Source organism: Actinospica acidithermotolerans (assembly GCF_018139625.1).
Taxonomy (GTDB): domain Bacteria; phylum Actinomycetota; class Actinomycetes; order Streptomycetales; family Catenulisporaceae; genus Actinospica; species Actinospica acidithermotolerans.
Window position 1 is genome coordinate 118600 of record NZ_JAGSOH010000002.1, and the last position, 19536, is coordinate 138135.

20 protein-coding genes and 1 pseudogene are annotated in these 19536 nt (G+C 68.6%); 15 read left to right on the forward strand and 6 right to left on the reverse strand.

Annotated elements, in window-relative coordinates; translation table 11 throughout:
- Positions 1-65 precede the first annotated feature (65 nt).
- From KDK95_RS01370 to KDK95_RS01380, 3 genes are all read left to right on the forward strand, one after another.
- Positions 66-902, forward strand: coding sequence for a helix-turn-helix domain-containing protein (locus KDK95_RS01370; protein ID WP_212516091.1), 837 nt, complete (start codon positions 66-68; stop codon positions 900-902).
- Entirely contained in the window at positions 899-1099 is a 201-nt protein-coding gene (locus tag KDK95_RS01375; protein ID WP_212516092.1) for a DUF397 domain-containing protein, read from the forward strand. Before KDK95_RS01370 ends, KDK95_RS01375 begins: the two co-directional genes overlap by 4 nt.
- A 414-nt stretch (positions 1100-1513) precedes the next feature.
- On the forward strand, positions 1514-2155 hold the full coding sequence (locus KDK95_RS01380; protein ID WP_212516093.1) for a hypothetical protein: 642 nt from the start codon (positions 1514-1516) through the stop codon (positions 2153-2155).
- A 543-nt stretch (positions 2156-2698) separates the two neighbouring features.
- Here the strand turns inward: KDK95_RS01380 and KDK95_RS01385 are convergent.
- Entirely contained in the window at positions 2699-3427 is a 729-nt protein-coding gene (locus KDK95_RS01385; RefSeq protein WP_212516094.1) for a GntR family transcriptional regulator, read from the reverse strand.
- A 402-nt stretch (positions 3428-3829) separates the two neighbouring features.
- Between KDK95_RS01385 and KDK95_RS01390 the strand changes: the two genes are divergently transcribed.
- The 8 genes from KDK95_RS01390 (at position 3830) to KDK95_RS01425 (ending at position 9546) form a co-directional block, all read left to right on the forward strand.
- Positions 3830-4684 (forward strand): sensor domain-containing protein, encoded by an 855-nt coding sequence (locus KDK95_RS01390; RefSeq protein ID WP_212516095.1) that lies wholly within the window; start codon positions 3830-3832, stop codon positions 4682-4684.
- Entirely contained in the window at positions 4681-5088 is a 408-nt protein-coding gene (locus KDK95_RS01395) for an SCO3933 family regulatory protein (RefSeq protein ID WP_212516096.1), read from the forward strand. The genes KDK95_RS01390 and KDK95_RS01395 overlap by 4 nt, the downstream gene beginning before the upstream one ends.
- Entirely contained in the window at positions 5085-5396 is a 312-nt protein-coding gene (locus KDK95_RS01400; protein ID WP_212516097.1) for a hypothetical protein, read from the forward strand. The genes KDK95_RS01395 and KDK95_RS01400 overlap by 4 nt, the downstream gene beginning before the upstream one ends.
- Complete coding sequence (locus tag KDK95_RS01405; protein ID WP_212516098.1) at positions 5393-5686, forward strand: hypothetical protein; 294 nt, start codon at positions 5393-5395, stop codon at positions 5684-5686. Before KDK95_RS01400 ends, KDK95_RS01405 begins: the two co-directional genes overlap by 4 nt.
- Complete coding sequence (locus KDK95_RS01410; RefSeq protein WP_212516099.1) at positions 5686-5892, forward strand: hypothetical protein; 207 nt, start codon at positions 5686-5688, stop codon at positions 5890-5892. The genes KDK95_RS01405 and KDK95_RS01410 overlap by 1 nt, the downstream gene beginning before the upstream one ends.
- 5 nt (positions 5893-5897) lie before the next feature.
- Positions 5898-7253, forward strand: a complete 1356-nt coding sequence (locus KDK95_RS01415; RefSeq protein WP_212516100.1) for an FtsK/SpoIIIE domain-containing protein — start codon at positions 5898-5900, stop codon at positions 7251-7253.
- The gene (locus KDK95_RS01420; RefSeq protein WP_212516101.1) at positions 7253-7450 is read left to right on the forward strand and encodes a hypothetical protein; all 198 of its coding nucleotides are present in this window, start codon (positions 7253-7255) and stop codon (positions 7448-7450) included. The genes KDK95_RS01415 and KDK95_RS01420 overlap by 1 nt, the downstream gene beginning before the upstream one ends.
- 677 nt (positions 7451-8127) lie before the next feature.
- The gene (locus tag KDK95_RS01425; RefSeq protein WP_306466371.1) at positions 8128-9546 is read left to right on the forward strand and encodes a replication initiator; all 1419 of its coding nucleotides are present in this window, start codon (positions 8128-8130) and stop codon (positions 9544-9546) included.
- 287 nt (positions 9547-9833) lie between these two features.
- Here the strand turns inward: KDK95_RS01425 and KDK95_RS01430 are convergent, their stop codons facing one another.
- Positions 9834-11642, reverse strand: a complete 1809-nt coding sequence (locus KDK95_RS01430; RefSeq protein ID WP_212516103.1) for a recombinase family protein — start codon at positions 11640-11642, stop codon at positions 9834-9836.
- A 39-nt stretch (positions 11643-11681) separates the two neighbouring features.
- Here KDK95_RS01430 and KDK95_RS38055 point away from each other — a divergent pair.
- Positions 11682-11804: pseudogene (locus tag KDK95_RS38055) on the forward strand (DNA-binding response regulator); the annotation flags it as partial.
- A complete protein-coding gene (locus KDK95_RS01435; protein ID WP_212516104.1) occupies positions 11791-13392 on the forward strand; it encodes a sensor histidine kinase in 1602 nt (533 codons plus the stop codon). The pseudogene KDK95_RS38055 and the gene KDK95_RS01435, both read left to right, overlap by 14 nt.
- Here KDK95_RS01435 and KDK95_RS01440 read toward each other — a convergent pair.
- Complete coding sequence (locus KDK95_RS01440; protein WP_212516105.1) at positions 13355-13978, reverse strand: mycothiol-dependent nitroreductase Rv2466c family protein; 624 nt, start codon at positions 13976-13978, stop codon at positions 13355-13357. The genes KDK95_RS01435 and KDK95_RS01440 overlap by 38 nt on opposite strands.
- Positions 13979-14102: 124 nt before the next feature.
- Here KDK95_RS01440 and pepN point away from each other — a divergent pair, with 124 nt between their 5' ends.
- On the forward strand, positions 14103-16661 hold the full coding sequence (pepN, locus tag KDK95_RS01445; RefSeq protein WP_212516106.1) for an aminopeptidase N: 2559 nt from the start codon (positions 14103-14105) through the stop codon (positions 16659-16661).
- Between the two features lie 153 nt (positions 16662-16814).
- On the opposite strand, the gene KDK95_RS01450 is transcribed toward pepN, so the two are convergent.
- Entirely contained in the window at positions 16815-17666 is an 852-nt protein-coding gene (locus KDK95_RS01450) for a 3-hydroxyacyl-CoA dehydrogenase family protein (RefSeq protein WP_212516107.1), read from the reverse strand.
- Positions 17667-17721: 55 nt separating this feature from the next.
- Here KDK95_RS01450 and KDK95_RS01455 point away from each other — a divergent pair, with 55 nt between their 5' ends.
- Positions 17722-18309, forward strand: a complete 588-nt coding sequence (locus KDK95_RS01455; RefSeq protein WP_212516108.1) for a cob(I)yrinic acid a,c-diamide adenosyltransferase — start codon at positions 17722-17724, stop codon at positions 18307-18309.
- Positions 18310-18458: 149 nt separating this feature from the next.
- Here KDK95_RS01455 and KDK95_RS01460 read toward each other — a convergent pair whose 3' ends face one another.
- Both KDK95_RS01460 and KDK95_RS01465 read right to left on the reverse strand, forming a co-directional pair.
- Positions 18459-19004 (reverse strand): DUF2550 domain-containing protein, encoded by a 546-nt coding sequence (locus KDK95_RS01460; RefSeq protein ID WP_212516109.1) that lies wholly within the window; start codon positions 19002-19004, stop codon positions 18459-18461.
- 45 nt (positions 19005-19049) lie between these two features.
- Positions 19050-19448 carry a F0F1 ATP synthase subunit epsilon gene (locus tag KDK95_RS01465; RefSeq protein ID WP_212516110.1) on the reverse strand — a complete coding sequence of 133 codons (399 nt, stop codon included), beginning with the start codon at positions 19446-19448 and terminating at the stop codon, positions 19050-19052.
- Between the last annotated feature and the right edge of the window lie 88 nt (positions 19449-19536).

Consider the following 19536-nt stretch of genomic DNA (forward strand, 5'->3'; position numbering starts at 1 on the left):
TGCCGATTCTTTACGCTGCCGCTTGCACGCGGCATGCCAGACTGGCCGCGAAGGGAGTGATCGGAATGGCCTTCACGGCTAGCTCGGCGCAGAGGGCACTCGGGGAGCGGCTGACCCAGTTACGCAAAGACAGCGGTTGGACACATCGGGACGTCAGGCGCGAGACGGGGATTCCAAGCGCGAACCTCAGCCGCATGGAGAATGCCAAGGGGCCGGTGAATACAGGTGAGCTTCGGCGGCTTCTTGAGGCATACGGACAGGACGAGAGCGAGATTACGCGGCTCCTGGAACTGGCGCGTGATGGCGTCACCGATGCGTGGTGGGAGCGCTGGAGTCGGTTCCTGCATCAGAGCTTCGTGGAATTTCTCGCGTACGAGAACGACGCGCGCGAAGCATGGGCCGTACAAACGATGTTCGTGCCCGGCCTGCTGCAAACGGAAGACTACATCAGGGCACTGCACGCGGTCGGCCATGTGCGTGATCGGCGCCGCAACGATGTTGACCTTCAAGTGCGGCTACGGCGTCAGCGCAGGCTGACGGAGCCAGATCCGCTTGTGCTGCACGCTCTTATGGCCGAATCGGTGTTGCACTGGCAAATCGGGGGCAACAGCGTATTGGCTGGGCAGTTCCGTCACCTCATCGAACTGAACCAGCGGGACCATATCCACATTCGAATCATCCCGTTCAGCAAGCCCATCGACATCTACCCGATCGACTACATGATTCCCGCGATCGGTGATCCGGTGGCCTTCCCTGAGACTCAATGGGGCACGCCAATGAACGATGACCCCATTGATACCGAAGACACGCGCTACCACATCGAGCGTTACGAAGACGTAGCGCTGTCTGAGGAGGAAACATCGCAACTGCTTGAGCAGCGGATCAGAGAGCTGGAGAAATGATCAAGAACCAGTGGCACAAGGCCGAGGCGTCTAACGGCGCTTCGAACTGCGTCGAAGTCATGGAGACCGACCACGGTGGTTTCCTCGTCCGGGACACTAAGGACAAGGGCACTGGCCCGGTCCTGAGCTTCACGCGCGGCGAGTGGGCCGCGTTCCTGAAGGGCGTCAAGCTGGACGAGTTCGAGCCGTCGAAGTGAGGTAGATCGACACGACTGAATCTGAGAGTGCTGCTGAATCCCTGCGCATCGACCCCGGGCCGTGAGGTGCCGGGGTCGTTTGCTGTCCGGGGTTGGTGGCGGCTGTGCGTGATCGCAAAGGACTGTTCAAGTTCTGTGCACGGTCGCTGACGTGGGACGCACGGTAGTAAGGCGGTGGGGGCTTGTCGTTACGCTCGGGTAGAGTGGTCAGCTCTCCCTGTGACTGGAGGGTGAGGACGGCGCGTCCCCTGTCGCTACCGTCCGCTTTCGCCCGATAGTTGCGCTGCACAACGGCTTTAACCCGTGTCGCCCGGTGCTTTGGGGGCTTTGGGCGACACGGGGGGAGTAATCCTGCCGATGATCATAATGGCCGTGTATGAGGAAGCGGCTGATGAGAGGGGAGGCGGTATAGGCGTGTCGGACGACGATTCCGAGGGTCCGGATGGTGATTCTGCGGATGGGCGGTACGTGTCGGGCCATTGGGGCTCGGCGCCTGAGCTGATGTACCTTGCGGCGGTCACGGGCGGGCTGTCGGTCAGCGTGGCCAGGGTGACGGGTTCTCCGGCGCTGGGCGTGCGGCGGATTCCGCATCGCGGGTTGGGTTTCGTGCGCTTCGAACTGCTGGCGCCGGTCGCGCTGGGCGTGGCGGAAGCGCTGAAGTCGGCGGACATGGCGGAAATCGCGAGGCTCGGGCCGTGGGTCTCTGAGTGGCCGTCGTACTGCTCGTCGTTGGAGGAGGACGGTGTGGAGGTCGATCTCGGGGAGGCCAATCCGGTGTGGCGCGGCGTAGAGGTGGGCGGGGGCGCGGACTACGTGACGGGCAAGGCTGAGGCAGATGCGGCGGTGGAGGTGTTCTCGGACGTGCTCGGTTCGTGCCTGGAGGGCGGGCCGATGGAGGTTTCGGCGCTGGTGCGCTCGGATGGGCGCGGGGCGGTGCGGGTGGATCTGGCGCCGTGGGACGGCGAGTGGATGTGGCTGGTGCTGGCCTATCTCGGTTCGTGCGAGCGGTCGGGCAGTTCGCCGGGTTGTGAGCGTGCGCACGAGCAGGAGTTCTAGAGGGCGGTTGGAGTCGTCGGCGCGGTGAAAGTGGCCGTGCGGCCGGCGCCACCGCGGCGCCCCGAGCCGGGAATTGGTGAGGTCAGAGCGCCGCGGTGGGGCCGGCGGGGCGGCCTGGCGAGTGCGCGGGGTTTTTCGTGGCGTCGGTCTGCGGCATCTCAGCCGAGCCGACTGCGCAGAGTGCGCCCACTGGATCGTGTCCCCGGGATGGATCGATGCGGTGGGCGCTCCTCTGCGCAAGGAGCGGCCCCGGCCACGCGGGGTATTCTCGCGCCGTGTGCCGCAGGGTGGCCACGCGCGGCCGAGCATGCGAACGCTCCGAGCTAAGGGGGTTGATGCCGAACCGGGACGGCGCCGCGCGTTGGGAAGAGCAGAGGGCCGGGCGGGTGCCCGCGCGCTTGCGCGCGAACGGCGCGCCAGCGCCGCAGCGCAAGCGCGAGGGCGCGCGGGTGCGCGCCCGGCCGCGCGGCGCGCGAAGCGCGCCGCGCCTTGATGAGGTAAAGCAACGTTAGGCCGCAGGCTCAGAAGCGGCGCGGCGGCGGGTTAGCTCACGGGCACAGGAGCGGTGATGTGCCGGATGCCGGGGCCGGTGGTGATTTCGGTCTCGGTCATGAGCAACCGGCCTTCGGCGCTGCGGGTGTAGCGGGTGATCTCGATGAGCGGCGCGCCTTTGGGAACGCCGAGTTCTAGCGCCTGGTTCGGGTCGGCGCCGATGGCTTGGAAGCCGTATTCCTCGGTGAGCGGGCCGAAGTGCTTGTTGAACAGGGTCACCAGCTCGGCGCGGGTCATCTCGAACGGCATGGGGCTGGGCTCGATGCCGAAGAACACTGACGCGGGCATGACGCGGGCGGTCAAGACCTTCTGCCCGGTGTCCTCGCGGGTGGCGGGACGTTCGGTGATGAACATCATCATGCGCTTGGGGACGTCGAAGAGTTCTGCGGTCTCGGCGTCGGCATAGTCGCGGCGCGCAAACGGGTCCTTGGTCGGGATCAGGGTGTCCCATGGGTCGCCGGGGATGCGCGGGATGTTGCGCACGGTCTCGCTCGGGAAGGACCCGATTCCTCGGACGGTGTAGATCAGGCCTTGGCCGCGCAGGGCGCTGATAGCAGCGCGCACGACGTTGCGTGAGACGCCGTAACGCTCCATCAGCTCGTGTTCGCTGGGGAGCGGCTGGCCGAGTGGGAATGATCCGTCGCTTAGGGAAGTGCGCAGACGGGAGACGATCTGCTCGGTGAGGGTGCTTCGCACGATGGGGCCGTCGTCGTCGGCCATGGTGCACGCTCCTCGCTTCTATGTAGGGCTCGGGCTCGTGTGTGTTCTGGGTCACATTCGCGGGCGGGGCTCTGGCTTGCGATTTTTCGTGTGGCGGGATTCTGATTTTCGCCCTGAGAAAAATTGGGCTTCCTGCAACCTATACCAAAGCTTGTCCCGCGACGGAATAGGGCTTGCGTCAGTGCGCCGCTTGTACCTAAGCTTGTTCCTCGTTAGGACAACCGAGCGGCGGTTGTCCGACACTTCACGCAAAGTGACTGGCTGTAGCTGATCATCACCAAGACAATCAAGATCACGGCGGGCGCGGCTTCGGCCGTCCTGCTCGCCTCCACCCTCGCGGCCTGCGGCAACTCGGGCGGCGGCAACAGCAACAACGGCGGGTCGGGTTCGTCCTCGGGCGTCGTGACCCAAGCCGGGGCCGGTGCCCGGCTGTCCGGGACGCACACGGCGGACCAGTTCTATTCGTGGGTGCCGGCCGCGATGTACCCGTCCGATGTCAGCCCGATTCCGGAGGGCTTCTACGACACGGGCAACAAGATCGCGGTCAACAGCAAGTACGCCGATGTGGCGTCGGCGTCGTGCTCGATGATCCTGGACTACGCCTCGGGGCCGGGCTTCGGGGAAGAGGCGTATTTCATCGACCAGGGCGAGGATTCGGCGGCTAAGAATTCGTACGCGTACGGGATGTACGAGTTCAGCACTCCCGCGCAGGCTTCGGCGCTCGTCAACGAGTTGGCGGCGAAGTTCGCTTCCTGCGGCTCGTTCACCTACAGCAACAGCTCGGGGGCCTCGGCCCCGGTGACGCTGACGGTCGGCCCGCGCTCTGAGGCGGCGGAGGTCACTTCGGCGAACACGGCCGTGGACCTGCGGCTCACGCTCACGTACAAGGGCAAGACGGACGTGGGTGACCTGGTGTTTGCCGCTGACGGCAATGTCGTGGTCTTCGCGACCTCGGCATCGACCACCGGGACGCTGTCCACAGCTGTGGATAACGCGAAGGTGGTTCAGGAGACGCTGAGCGCGTTCACCTCCGCTGAAGCGGGCGGGGCCTCGCCTTCGGCTGGCGCGTCGAGTGCTGCGGCGTCGTGGACTCCGTGTGTGGTCGGCGGCCAGACCGTTCCCCCGTCGATCGAGTACAGCTCTCCGGAGTGGGAGAAGAAGTGCGGGGTGACCGCTCCGGCTGATGCCGTGCGGGTCTACTCCACGGACGCGGCCCCGGCGCGGGTGCTGGCTGCGGTCGGGGGTGGTACGCGATGACGATGCGCGTGATCCCCGTGGACTGGGGCCGGTTGACCAACGTGCTGTGCACGGCGGTTCCTGAGGTCCGGTCCGACTTCAATACCGGTGAGGTGCGCACGGATCGGGATACGGGCAAGCCGCTGTACCTGGTCGGCGTGCTGGTCAAGGTCGTGGGCGACCGGCGTGCGGCGGTGCTGGACGTGGAGGTTCCTGGCGAGCCGTCCGGGCTGGTCGAGGGCGAGCCGGTGGTGTTGGCCGGTTTGGAGGCGCGGCCGTGGGAGCGCGAAGGGCGTTCCGGGGTCACCTACCGGGCCGAGTCGATCACCCCGGCCCGGCCGACGACACCCCCCGCGACCACTGCGGACACGTCCGCTAGCTCGCCCAGCTCGGGCCGCACGCCCGCGAAGGGCGGTGCCTCGTGATCGATGTAGACGACATCGAATCGGAACTGTACCGCGTCGGCGGATACATCGCGGGCCTTGCCGGGATGGAGAAGGACCGGGAGAAGCCGGGACTTGATCCGGCCGTCTGGTTCCTGTGCGTGGCGACGCTGGCGGAGATCGTGCGCGGCGCTGCCCTGGAGGCCTACTGGGAGTGGGACGAGTGGTGCGCGGAGTGCGACGCGGACAGGTCCGCGCACCGGATCGTGAATGAGGTCAAGAGCGCGGTCCTCGACGCGATCAGCTCGGCCGACGCGGACCGTGTGTCCGGGACGGGCGGCGGCTCGTGAGCACTGCGCTAGCGGCACTGCTGGAAAACCTGGAACTCGTGCACGGTGACCTCGCGAAGGTCATCGGCTTGATCGAGGCCGAACAGGTCCCGGTCTACAACCTGGAAACCGTGCTGCTGGCCGTGAGTTCGCTCGCGGCGCAGGTGCGTGACAGGGCTCTGGAGGCCTGCGCGGAAGCCGTGCGGGTGTGCGATGGCGCACGCCCGGAGGGCGCCACCTCGCAGGAAGCCGCGCGCCGGTACATCAACACCCTGATCACAAGCCAGCTTCTCGCGGGAGGGGCGGGCTGATGGAACTGAGCGAGGAGACCCGCGAGGTTCTGCGGGAGATCAGGGCGAAGGGCGAGGTCCTGACGGCGCTGGTCGCCGAGATGGCCGAGATGACGGACCAGGACGCGGCGCTTCGCCAGTACTGGGCGGTTGTCAATCCGCTGTTCGAGATGCGGGACCAGCTCACGGCGCTCTACATGACGCTCGTGTACGGAGAGGAGGGGTAGCAGATATGCACACGTTGACTAGTCCGGGGCTGTACTTCCTGGGCGTGGTCGCGGTGTGGCTGCTGGCGGGCGCGGTGCTTCGGCACCGCTCCCCCGTCTGGCACTGGTACATCGTCGGCTATCCCCTGACGTGGTTCCGGATCACGCGCACGTGGCGCCCGCTGTGCATTGAGCGGGGCCTGTCGGTCTCGCGCCGGGCGTCTCAGGCGGTGATCGGTGACCTGATCGTGCGCGGTCAGGAGGTGCGGCCGGTTGTCCCTCGGCTGTGGATCGGGCGCCCGACGCGTACCGGTCTGGTGGTGCGGGTCCGGCTGATGCCGGGTCAGACCCCTGAGGAGTACGCGCAGTCCGCTGAGGCGCTGATGCACGCGTGGCGTGTATACGCGGTGCGGATCACCTCGCCGGAGCGGGGCCTAATCCACATTGAGGCGCTGTTGTCGGACCCTCTGGCGGGGGTGGTGGTACGCAACCCTGACGCGCGGCGCGCGGGTACCACTGCCCCGGCTGGGCCTCCGGTGATGGTGCTGGTGGTCGGGGTCACCGAGCGGGCGAAGTCGTGGCTGATGAATTTCCGGCTCGTGCCGCACTGGCTGATTGTGGGTGCGACGCGGTCCGGTAAAAGCACGCTGATTCATGCGATCGTCACGCGGTTCGCGCCGCAAGGGGTCGCCATCGTCGGCATCGATCTGAAAGGCGGGCTCGAACTCAGCGTGTACCGGCCGCGCCTGTCGGGCCTTGCCACGACACGGCAAGAGGCCGTGGAGATCCTGGAAGCGTTGGTCGAGTTGAAGGACGAGCGCACGCACGCCTGCAACATGGCGGGTGTTCGTCAGGCGTGGGAGTTGCCGGAACCGCCCCCGCCCGTGGTGCTGGTGATCGACGAGGTAGCGGAACTGTTCCTCGTGACCAGCAACCGGGACCGGGAAGAGGTGGCGCTGCGCGACAAGACGGTGGCGCTGCTGGTCAAGCTCGCGCAACTGGGCGCGGCGCTGGATATCCATGTGATTGCGGGCGGCCAGCGGTTCGGCAGTGACCTCGGGTCCGGGGCGACGCTGCTGCGCTCTCAGCTCTCGGGCCGGGTGTGCATGCACGTCTCCGACGGCGAGACGGCGGTGATGACGCTCGGCGATATCTGGCCTGAGGCGGTGGTCACTGCCCAGATGATCCGAGCGGATGAGCAGGGCACGGCTGTTACCGGCGACGGTGAGGGCTCGTGGGTCCGCGCTCGGGCCATGTTCACGGGCGTGGACGAGGCGGCGGATGCCGCACGCATCTACTCCCGGATCACGCCGGTTCTGCCCGGGATCAAGCGGCCGTACTTCGTGGATCTCCCCCCGGACTCGGAAGGGGGTGAGGGCTGATGGGTGCTCACCTTCTCGGGATTCCGCTGGCGTTCTTCTTCTGCGCCCTGGCATGGATGCTGGAGCGCTCGCGGCGGGTGTCGCCGCTGGACGCGTGGATTCTGTTCCTGGCCGGGTTCTACCTGAACGGCACGGGACTGGGGAACTTTCTGTCGGAAACCGTGAATGCGGTCATGACCGCGATCGGGGGCAAGTGATGGTGACGGGTTACGACCCCAACTGGGCGGGCTTCCTGCGCCGGTTGGAAGAGGCCGAGTTGAACGCGCCGCGACTGTGCGGGCGCTGCGGCGGGTTCGGTAAGCGGCGCGGACTGATCCGGAGGGCCTGGCGCGAATGCGGGGCCTGCCACGGGACGGGCGGCGCTGTGGATGACGAGCGGGCGTGGTGGAGGGGGACGCGATGAGTAGGAAGTACCCGAGTCGGGAATGGCAGGGGATTCCGCGTCCGCTGCGGCCGTGTCCGAAGTGCAAGGGCCGTAAGAAGGTGTGGTCGAAGAAGGGCAACGGGATGCACGACACGCGCAAGGCGTGCCGGGTGTGCCGGGGCCGGGGCCAGCGGTAGCCCAGCCCGAGGTATGTAGGAACCGGTAGAACGTGGGTGGCGCGTTGTCCGCAAGCGAGCGGGTAGCGCGCCACTTGCTTAGACGAGAGTGACGGTTGTCGCTGCATAACAGGAATCAGAGCATTGCTCTCGGCGGTCTGGAGCCGGACGGGGTTGGTATTGGGATCGGTCCGCAGCCTTCGAGCGGGCCGCGCGCCGGCCGAACCGCGGCGCCCCGAGCCCAGGTCAAGCCGGGTGGGGCGCGCCGCGGTTCGGCCGGTCCAGCTGGCCCCCGGACCACGCGGGGGTTAACGGCGAGCCGCGCGGTGTGGCGATGGTCGCGGTGATGCCGGATCGAAGTGACCGGCCGGTGCTGCGCATCTCGCACCTGGCGCGGATGGTGGGTCCGGAGTTCCGGGCCTGGTATCAGGCGCTCGAACGTCTCGGCGGGTGCGCTGGCCCGGTGATGCTGGTCGGGCACACGCTCACCCGCGATGCGGCCACGAGTGAGCTGCTGCACGTGTTCCGCTCGGCCGACTTGCCGTTCGGGACGCTGATGGTCGCGTGCCGCAACCGGCGCGAGTCGGTGTGCGTGCCGTGCAGTCTGCTGCACAACGGCGACACCTTCCAGATCATCAGGTCGGGCCTGTCGGGCGGCAAGGGCGTTCCGGCGTCGGTCAGTCGCCATCCGCGCGTGTTCGCGACGGTGACGGCGCCAAGCTTCGGGCCGGTGCATCGGGTCACGGACAACCATCGGGCCTCGGATCGATGCCGGGTCCGGCGCGGTGAGTTGACGTGCCCGCACGGGAATCGGCTGTGGTGCGCCGCGCAGCACAGCGCGTCCGATCCTCGGGTCGGGACGCCGCTCTGCGCCGAGTGCTACGACTACGCGGGCGCGGTGCTGTGGAACGCGTCGTTTGGCGTGCTGTGGAATCAGTTCGTCAAGCAGATCGGCCGTGAGACGGCGGAGAGGGTCGGGGTCAGGCGCGGTGAACTGCCGAACCTGGTCCGTCTATCCTTCGCAAAGGTGGTGGAGTTTCAGCGGCGCGGCAGCATTCACGCTCATGCGGCTTTCCGGTTCGACGGCCCGGACGGTCCGGGCGATGATCCCCCGGTCTGGGCCACGGTCGGACTGCTGCGTGAGGCGATCACGGCGGCGGGACCGGCGACGCGCCGCTACCTTGCGGGTCCGGGCGGAGAGCGGCGGGCGCTGGCGCTCGGGCGGCAACTAGACGTGCGCGAGATCACCGGGGCGGGCACGGATGACCGCGTGTTGTCGGAGACGGCGGTGGGCTCGTACATCGCGAAGTACGTCACGAAGGGCGACCCTGCGGGCATGGTCCTACCGCGACGGCTGCGGCACATCGGGCAGATCGAGGCGGCGCCGTTGAGCGAGCACGCGCGGAGGCTGATGCGTACCGCGTGGGAACTCGGAGACGTGCCGGAGTACGAGGGCTTACATCTCCAGATGTGGGCGAATCAGCTCGGGTTCCGGGGCAACATCGCCACGAAATCTCGGGTGTACTCGACGACGTACGGGGAGCTGCGCGAGGTGCGGGCGGCGTATCGGCGCGAGCTTGCCGGGGTGGTGGAGCCGAAAACCGGGGTCGTGCGCGAGAGCTCGTGGGAATTCGTCGGTAAGGGCCTGGCGCCTGACCTCGCGGAGATCGCGGAAGGGATCGCGGAGGAAACGGTGATCCGAAAAGGTCCACGGCCCGACTGGATCGAGTTCGACCGCAGCGAGGAAACCTGACATGCGCGCAGCGGGCGAGCACCCTGCCGAGCTTGCCGCGCGCTGTGAGCGAGTGGGCTGGAGGCCGGGCGGCATAGAGGGGCAGCCGCGAAGCGACCTTATCCGGGACCCAAGATCAACTAGACGTCAGTTGCCCACGCGGCGTAAAGGGGCAGGCGGCTGACCGGTGTGCTTGACAGCCGCGAAGCGACCTTACCCGGCTTAAACGATCATGGTCGGTGTGGGTGCAAGCCAACAGGGCCGGTCGGGCGTGTGCCCTTCCGGCCCTGCGGCGTGCGGTCATCGGGTTACGCGGTTAGCTCCTGCTCGTCCGGGTCGGGGCGGCCGGTCCAAGTGCCTAGGGCTTGGTCCTGGTCGCTGGGGGCGGGGTTCTGGTCGGCGGCCTGGTCGGCGTCGGCGCGCTCGGCGTGCTGCTCTGCTTCCCGGTCCTCGTCGCCGGGGGCGTTCTCGTCGGCGGCCTGGTCCTCGCGTGCGCGTTCGGCGTGCTGCTCGGCTTCGACCTGGGCGCGCAAGTCGGCTTCCTCGGCGATGCTGAGTTGGTGGGCCTCCCAGCTCGCGCGGCGGGCGTCGTCCTCGGCGGACGGGTCGAGGTTGTGAATCCATACCCGCGTCTCGCTTCCTCGCGGGTGGAGCACGACGCGGAAGTCGTAGGCGGCCAGCAGTTCCCGGCGCGCAACATCGTCGGGCGCGTCGCGCCACTGGTCGGCCACGGTCTTGCCGAGCGGCTGCCAATACATCTTGGCCGGGCGGTCGGGCAAAGCCTTGAGCTGGCGAATCTCGTCCGTCATGGCGCGGTAGCGGCGCCGGTACCAATCGGCTTCGTCAGCGTCGTCGTAGAGGCCTGCGTTACGGTCGTCCTTGAGGCGCTTGCGGTCTGTTTCCAGTTCGGAGATGCGGGCGGCGTGCCCCGTGCCAGGGTCGTAGACGCGCTTGTAGAGCGGGATGTCTCCGATTTCCTTGAGGAAATGGGTCTCGACCAGCGCGTCAAGGTTCGCAACCGACATGGTTGGCGCGGGCTTGCACGTAGCGGCGGCCGGAAGTCCCTGGACGCGCGCTCGGCAGGTGTAGGACGCGGGGCCGTTGCTGTTGCGGCTGACGGCGTTCAAGTACAAGCGGTGCCCGCACGTTCCGCAGAACGCGATGCCGAGCAACAGCGCGGTTCCCTTCGGGGCGCGGCCTGCATCGTTACGCTTCGGCGCGGTCTTCTTGATCAGGGCTGACCGTGTGGCAGCGTCCCATAGAGGCTCGGCAAGCCGCTTCGGATGTCCTTCGTCGTCGAGTTCGGGCCGTCCATCGTGCATGAGGTAGCCGAGCGCTGCCTCACTGGTCAAGATCCCCTTAAGAACCTTGCCCCGCCACGGAAGTCCCTTCATGGGGCGGCCGTAGAGGCGTGCCCGGTGATCGGTCGGGTTCGGGATTCCGGCCTTGGTCAGACGCACAGCTTCCGTGTTCACCGTGATCTTGCCGGTTTCATCGGACAGGATCCGCTCTGCCACGTCGCGAATGATCTCGGCGGCAACCTCGTCCAGGGCGACATGATCCACGGCACCGAGCGGGGTGAGTCGAACGTACTTATAGCCGTAAGAGTTCTTGTTCTTCGGCCGTCCGGATTCGCGCATCTTCTTGGTAGCGTTCCTGTTCCGCCGCACGATCGCCCGGTGCTCCATCTGTGCGCCGAGTGCGTCCATCGAAAATCGGGTCTCGTCAACCTCGTCGTAGAGGTCCCACGGTCCGGTGTGTCCGCTGGTGATGATCGCGCGGCCGGAGTCACGCATCATGTAACCCGTGGTCAAAACGTCCACCTGGTTGCGGCCGATACGGTCAACGGCTGAGCCTACGATGCCGTCGTAGGGTCCCATCTCGCCGCGAAGCCACGGGCCGAACTGCGGCCGGTCGAGCGGGTTGGTTGCGCCGGAAACCTCCCAGTCGTCGGCCCAAGCGATGATGTGCCCGCCGTTGTCGGTCGCTGCCTCAAGAATCATGTCCTTCTGATCCTCGGGCGAGTTGGTCCGCTCGGTCGTCCGCGAGAGTCGCCGGACTCCAACCCAGCACTTACCGCACCCGTCGTAGTCCGTTGTAAGCATGAGATCGATCATCGCAAGTACCTCGTCCCTGGTCTATGTGTTTTAGCGGGGTACCTGCGCAAGAAGGTGGACCGGGACCGCGTGCCGCTGATCCACACCGTGCGCGGGGTCGGCTATTCGCTGCGCCTGCCGCGGGATCCGAACGCGTCCCAGGGGTCCGATGGCGAGCGTTAGGCGGCCCCACCGGTGGTTCTGCGCCCGGCACCGCGGCCGCGGCTCGCTGCGGGCGCGGCTGCTGCGCACGCTGCTGATCCGGCTCGTCTTCGCGCTGATCCTGATCGACGCGGCGACGTCGTGGGCCGTCTACAACGTGCTGTCGCGGAACCTCGACGCCCAGCTGTCGGCGACCTCGGTGCTGATGAACCAGTACGTCTCCACGCAGTACGCCGCGCACAACGCCCCCGACCTCAGCGATTCCTCGGGGTCGCAGTGGGCCGACGCCGCGAAATCCGGGATGCTGCCCGCGCTCGTGCGGATGCGGCTGACGAACGGGACGATCGTGCAGATCGGATCCGTGCCGACCATCACCTCCGCGATGGTGCCGGGCGCGAAGGGCAGCGGACCGAACAAGGACGGCGCCGCGTTCTACACGACGAAGCAGGATTCGATCACGTACCGGGTGAGGGCGAGCTACCTGCCCGACGACCAGGGCGAGCTGGTCCTGGCGACCTCCGAGAAGAGCGTGACCGACACGATGTGGCACCTCGGCGTGTTCGAGGCGATCACCGCGGCCCTGGCGTTCTGCTTCGTCGGCTGGATGGCGAGCTGGAAGATCAAGCGGCAGCTGCGGCCCTTCGAGCAGATGGGCGACCAGATCGTGCTGATCGGCAGCGGCGACCTGAATCAGCGCGTCTCCCCCGCGGATCCGGACACCGAGCTGGGCCGCGTGGGGCACTCGGTAAACCTGATGCTCACTCGTCTGGAGCACGCCTTCAACGAGCAGCGGGCTTCGGAGAACCGGCTGCGCCGCTTCATCGCGGACGCCTCGCACGAACTGCGCACCCCGCTGGCCTCGATCCGCGGCTACTCCGAGCTCTTCCGCCGCGGCGCCTCGTCCCGGCCCGAGGACCTGGCCCTGGCGATGCGCCGGATCGAGTCCGAGGCCAGCCGGATGGGCGTACTGGTGGACGAATTGCTGCTGCTCGCACGGCTGGATTCCGGGCGTCCGCTGGACCGCGCCATCGTGGACCTCGGCGCGCTGGTGCATGACGCCGCGCGCGACTCGCAGGCGGCGGATCCGCGCTGGCCGATCGAGACGGCCGTCGACGGTGCGGAGAATGCGGACGGGTACCACTCCCCGGTCCGCGTGCTCGGCGACGCCGACCGGCTGCGCCAGGTGCTCGCGAACCTGCTGTCCAACGTGCGGGCGCACACCCCGCCGGGCACGAGCGCGACGATCAGCGCCCGCCGCGAGAACGACGAGGTGGTGCTGGAGGTGGCCGACGAGGGTCCCGGTCTGACCGAGCGTCAGCAGCGGCTCGTGTTCGAGCGCTTCTACCGCGCGGACAGCTCGCGCGGGCGCGGCGACGGCACCGGCGGCAGCGGGCTCGGGCTCTCGATCGTGAGCTCGGTCGCGCAGGCGCACGGCGGCACGGCCTCGGTGCGGTCCCGGCCGGGCGGGGGCGCCGTGTTCACGGTGCGCCTGCCGTTGGCCGGGACCGGCACCGGGGTCGGCGGATCAGCGCAGGACGCCTCCGCCGAACCGGTCGGTCAGGTCGGTCCGATCAGTCAAAGATCGGCTCGCGGGTCCGGGTCCGCTTGAGCTCGAAGAAGCCGTCCGTCCCGGCGACGAGCAGCACCCCGTCCCACAGCTTGGCCGCGGCCTCGCCCTTGGGCGCCGGAGAGACCACCGGGCCGAAGAACGCCACGCCCTCGGTGGAGATCACCGGGGTGCCGACGTCCATGCCGACCTGGTCCATGCCCGCGTGGTGCGACTTCTTGAGCGCCTCGTCGTAGGCGTCGGTGTCCGCGGCGTCGGCCAGCGAGGCGGGCAGCCCGACCTCGGCCAGCGCGGCCTCGATCGTCTCCCGGTTGAACTCCTGCTTTCCGATGTGCCGACGCGTGCCGAGCGCGTCGTACAGCGGCCGGACGACCTGATCGCCCTCCTGCTGCTGAGCGGCGATCAGCACCCGGACCGGGCCCCAGCCGCGGCTGAGCATCTCCTTGTAGTTTTCCGGCAGCTCGTCCCGGCCCGAGTTGAGCACGGAGAGCGACATCACATGGAAGCGCACGTCGATCGGACGCAGCTTCTCCACCTCGAGCAGCCAGCGGCTCGTCATCCAGGCCCACGGGCACAGCGGGTCGACCCAGAGGTCGGCCACCACCCGGTCCTGCGCAGATTCCGTCATGACATCGCCAACACCGGGCACGGCCCTGCCCATTCCCGCCACCCACGGCCGTAGGATCCATGCAAGTATCTTCAGCACGCAAGAGACCAGACCAACCCGTCCGAGTAAGGAGCCGTGCAGCAAAGTGCCCGGTACCAATCTGACCCGTGAAGAGGCGGCGGACCGCGCGCGCCTTATTTCGGTTTCGTCCTACGAGGTCGAGCTCGATCTCACGGTCGGCCCCGAGAGCTTCGGCTCCAGCAGCACCGTCCGCTTCACCGCGGAGCCGGGCTCGGCCACCTTCGCCGACCTGGTCACCGACGGGCCGATCCACGAGATCACGCTCAACGGCCGCTCCCTCGACCCGGCCGCCGTCTTCGCCGACTCGCGCATCGCGCTCGACGGGCTCGAGGCGGAGAACGTGCTGCACGTGCGCGCCGACTGCCAGTACAGCCACACCGGCGAGGGCCTGCACCGGATGGTCGACCCGGTCGACGGCGGCGTGTTCCTGTACACCCAGTTCGAGGTGCCGGACGCGCGCCGGGTGTTCGCCGACTTCGAGCAGCCGGATCTGAAGGCCGCCTTCCGGTTCACCGTCACCGCGCCGGAGACCTGGGAGCTGTTCTCCAACTCCCCCACGCCGAAGCCGGAGGCGCTCGGCGAGGGCCGGGCCGTGTGGCGCTTCGAGCCGACCGAGCGGATCTCCACGTACATCACCGCCCTGGTCGCCGGCGACTACGGCGTCGTGCGCAAGGACTACACCTCGGCGAACGGCACGGTGATCCCGATGGCCGTGGCCGCGCGCAGGTCCCTGATGGAGTACCTGGACGCCGACGAGATCTTCGACGTCACCTTCAAGGGCTTCGACTACTTCGAGGCGAAGTTCGACCAGCCGTACCCGTTCCCCAAGTACGACCAGCTGTTCGTGCCCGAGTACAACGCGGGCGCCATGGAGAACGCGGGCTGCGTGACCTTCCGGGAGAGCTACGTCTTCCGCTCCAAGGTCACCGACGCCTCCTACGAGCGCCGGGCCGAGACGATCCTGCACGAGCTCGCGCACATGTGGTTCGGCGACCTGGTCACCATGGAGTGGTGGAACGACCTCTGGCTCAACGAGTCGTTCGCCACCTACGCCTCGGTGCGCTGCCAGGCCGACGCGACGCGCTGGTCCGGCGCCTGGACCACCTTCGCGAACGCCGAGAAGACCTGGGCCTACGCGCAGGACCAGCTCCCGTCCACGCACCCGATCGTGGCCGAGATCCCCGACCTCGAAGCCGTGTACGTGAACTTCGACGGCATCACCTACGCCAAGGGCGCCTCGGTGCTCAAGCAGCTGGTGGCGTACGTCGGCGACGAGGCGTTCTTCCAGGGCCTGCGCACCTACTTCCGGCGGCACGCCTGGGGCAACACCCGGCTCTCCGACCTGCTCGGCGCCCTCGAGGAGGCGAGTGGACGGGACCTCGCGGCGTGGTCGAAGGCGTGGCTGGAGACGGCCGGCCCGAACACGCTGCGCGCCGAGTTCACCCTCGCCGAGGACGGCACCTACGCCACGTTCGCCGTGCTGCAGGAGGCGCCGAAGGACTACCCGACGCTGCGTCCGCACCGCATCGCCATCGGCCTGTACGAGAGGGGCGAGACCGGCCTCGCCCGCGTACGCCGAGTCGAGCTGGACGTGGACGGCGCGCGCACCGAGGTGCCCGAGCTGGTCGGCGAGCGGCAGCCGGACGTGCTCGTGCTCAACGACGACGACCTGTCCTACGCGAAGATCCGCTTCGACGAGCGCTCGATCGCGACGCTGATCGAGTCGATCGGCGAGTTCACCGAGTCGCTGCCGCGCGCGCTGGCCTGGGTCTCGACCTGGGACATGATGCGCAACGGCGAGCTCGCGGCGAGCGCGTACGTGCCGCTGGTGCTCTCCGGCGCGGCCAAGGAGACCCAGATCGGCGTCCTGCAGTCGCTGCAGGGCCAGGCGAAGAGCGCGATCGAGCTCTACGCGGCGCCGCAGCACCGCGAGGCGCTGGCCGAGCGCTGGGCCGCCTTCGCGCACGAGCAGCTGCTCGCCGCGGCCCCCGGCAGCGACATCCAGCTGTCCTGGGCCAAGGCGCTGGCCTCCTCGGCGCTGACGGAGGCCCAGCTGAGCCTGCTCGGCGGACTGCTGGACGGCAGCGAGCAGATCGACGGCCTGACCGTGGACACCGACCTGCGCTGGGCGCTGCTGGCCCGGCTGGCGGCCATGGGCCGTGCGGACGCGGCCCAGATCGACGCCGAGCTCGCCCAGGACCCGACCGCGGCGGGCAAGCGGCACGCGCTCACCTGCCGGGCGGCGATCCCGACGGCCGAGGCCAAGGAAGAGGCCTGGGCGTCGGCGGTGGAGAGCGACAAGCTCACCAACGAGGAGTTGCTCGCGGTCATCGCCGGCTTCAAGCAGAACGAGCAGCGCGAACTGCTGCAGCCGTACGTGGCGCGGTACTTCGAGGTCGTGACCCGGCTGTGGGCCGAGCGGACGCCGCACATGGCGCAGATGCTCGTCGCGGGCCTCTACCCGCTCCTGACGGTCGACCAGGCCGTCGTGGACGCCGTGGACGTGGTGCTCGCGGAGACGGACGAGAAGGTCGTCCCGCCGGCGCTGCGCCGCATGCTGCTCGAGCAGCGCGACGGCACCCTGCGGCTCCTTCGCGGCCAGGCGGTCGACGCGAACGCGTAGTGCCGCGGCGCACCACGTCTCGAACGTGATGCGCACCGTTGGCTGAACGACGATCAGGCGGTGCCCCTCATCCAGGGGCCCCGCCTGACTGCTTGTCAGCCTTCATCGCGCCGTCAGCTGGTGAGCTCGTCAGCTTGCCAGCCAGTCAGCAGGTCAGCTGTAGTCGTAGAACCCGTGGCCGCTCTTGCGGCCCAGGTCCCCCGCCGCGACCATCCGGTTCAGCAATTCCGGCACCGCGAACTGGTCCGCGTGGGTCTCGTTGTAGATGTTGCGGGTGGCGTTGCGCATGATGTCCACGCCGGTCAGGTCGAGCGTGGCCAGCGGGCCCATCGCATGCCCGAAGCCGAGCCGGCACGCGGTGTCGATGTCCTCGGCGGTCGCCACGCCCGACTCGAGCAGCCGCACCGCCTCGTTGCCCAGCGCGGCGATCAGCCGAGTGGTGACGAAGCCCGCCACGTCGCGGTTGACCACGATGCAGGTCTTACCGACCTTCTCGGCGAACTCGCGCGCCCGGGCCAGCGTCTCGTCGGACGTCTTGTAGCCGCGCACCAGCTCGCACAGCGCCATCAGCGGCACCGGCGAGAAGAAGTGGGTGCCGACGACCGACTCGGGCCGCTCGGTCACCGCCGCGATCTGGGTGATCGGCAGCGCGGACGTGTTGGTGGCCAGCACGGCGCCGGGCTTGGCGATCTTGTCGAGCTCGCGGAAGAGCCCCTGCTTCACGTCGAGGTCCTCGAAGACGGCCTCCACGATCACGTCCGCCTCGCCGAGGCCCGCCAGATCGGTGGTGGGCGTGATCCGCGCCAGGGCGGCCTCGGCGTCCGCCGCGTCCATCCTGCCCTTGCTCACGAACTTCTCGTAGGAGGCGGTGATACCGGCCAGACCGCGCGCGGTGGCGGCGTCCGACACGTCCCTCAGGACCACCTCGTATCCGGCGGCCGCCGAAACCTGGGCGATGCCAGAGCCCATAAGTCCGGCACCGATCACGGCGATTGTGTTAGTCATGCCCCGCAGCCTACTAGCCGGTAGCAAAGCCCGGCTCAATGGCTAAGCTCGGGACATGGCAGTCAACCTCACCAGGATCTACACGCGCACCGGGGACGACGGGACCACCCGGCTCGGCGACATGAGCAAGACCTCCAAGACCGACCCGCGGCTCGTCGCGTACGCGGACACGGACGAGGCGAACTCGAACATCGGGGTCGCGATCGCGCTCGGCGCGCTGGACGCCGAGGTCGTCGCCACGCTGACCCGGATCCAGAACGAGCTGTTCGACGTGGGCGCGGACCTGAGCAACCCGATCGTGGCCGAGCCGGAGTTCCCGCCGCTGCGGATCGAGCAGGCCGACGTCGACCGCCTCGAGCGGGACTGCGACCGCTACAACGAGGCGCTGGAGAACCTGCGCTCGTTCATCCTCCCCGGCGGCACGCCCGGGAGCGCCCTGCTGCACGTGGCACGGACGGTGGTCCGGCGGGCCGAGCGCTCGGCGTGGACGGCGATCGACGCCAACCCCGAAACCGTGAACGTGCTGACGGCGAAATACCTCAACCGGCTCTCCGACCTGCTGTTCATCCTGGCCAGGTACGCCAACAAGGACGCGGGCGGCGACGTGCTGTGGGTGCCGGGAGGAACCCGCGAGCAGGCGTAGCAGCCGGGGCCGTAGGTACGGGGCCGTAGGTAGCGGTCGGCGGTCGGCGGTCGGCGGTCGGCGGTCGGCCCGAGCTTAGGCGCGATGCGAAGCGCCGAAGGCAGGGCCGAACGTCAACCGGGACTTGACCCCGACCCCGGAAACCCGGCTCAGGAGACCCGGGAGACATCCTGCCCGGGCGGCGCCGCCTCGAGCCAGGAGAGAAATCCGGTGAGCGCGTCCTCGGACAGGGCCAGCTCGGCGTAGCCGGCGCCGAAGCGGCAGTCGAGGATCGTCCAGCCCGGGAAGAGCGCGAGCTCCTCGGTGCCCTCGGGGGCGCGGCGGCCGATGACCTCGAGGTCGCGGCGGGTCAGCACGGCAGCGGGGCGGAAGGCGTAGGAGAAGATGCGGTACCAGTCGACGCGGTCGGCGCCGTACTGGGCGATCCCGTAGGACCAGCCGCGGCCGTCGCGTACGGCGGCGGCGGTGAAGGGGGTGCCGGTGCCGCGCACCGGCTCGGGCTCGCCGGGCTGGACGGAGCCCGCTATGTGCGCCGCAGCCCGCGTCGCCCCCGGCAGACCGGGGGTCAGACGCAGGCTGCAGTCGAAAGTGCCGCCCCTGCGCCGGATCATCACCCGGCGCAGGAACAGTGCGCCTATCGCGCACAGGACGATCAGGCACAGCACGGCCAGAATCTCGAGGAGGTCGGTCAGCATCGCCAACCCGCCACGCCCGCTCCGGCCAACGCCCGCCTCCGCCGACTATTCGCCGCGGCCGACGGCGCGCAGCCGCAGCTCGGCTCGGGCGGCGGCGGCCTCGGAGTCCGCGCCGAACTCGCCGGCCCGGGCCCGGGTCAGCGCCTCCTGGGCGCGGCTCGCGTCGATCTCCGTGGTCAGCTCGGCCTGCTCGCCGAGCAGCGAGACCCGGTTGTCGGCCACCGAGATGAACCCGCCGTGCAGCGCGGCCTTCAGGGTCTCCCCCGCGGCCCCGTCCACGACGGTCTTGATGGTGATCACCGAGGGCTTGAGCAGCGAGAGGATCGGCTGGTGCCCGGGCATGACGCCGACGTCGCCGTCCGCGGTCTTCGCGATCACCAGCGACGCCCGGCCCGACCAGACCTCGCGGTCGGCCGCGACCAGCGCCACGTCGAGTTCAGCCATGGTGCGGCTCCCTTGGGTACTAGTATTGCGAGTCTATCCGAACCGCCGGGCGCCCCCGGCCACGGTCTCGAGGACCGTGGCGGAAGCG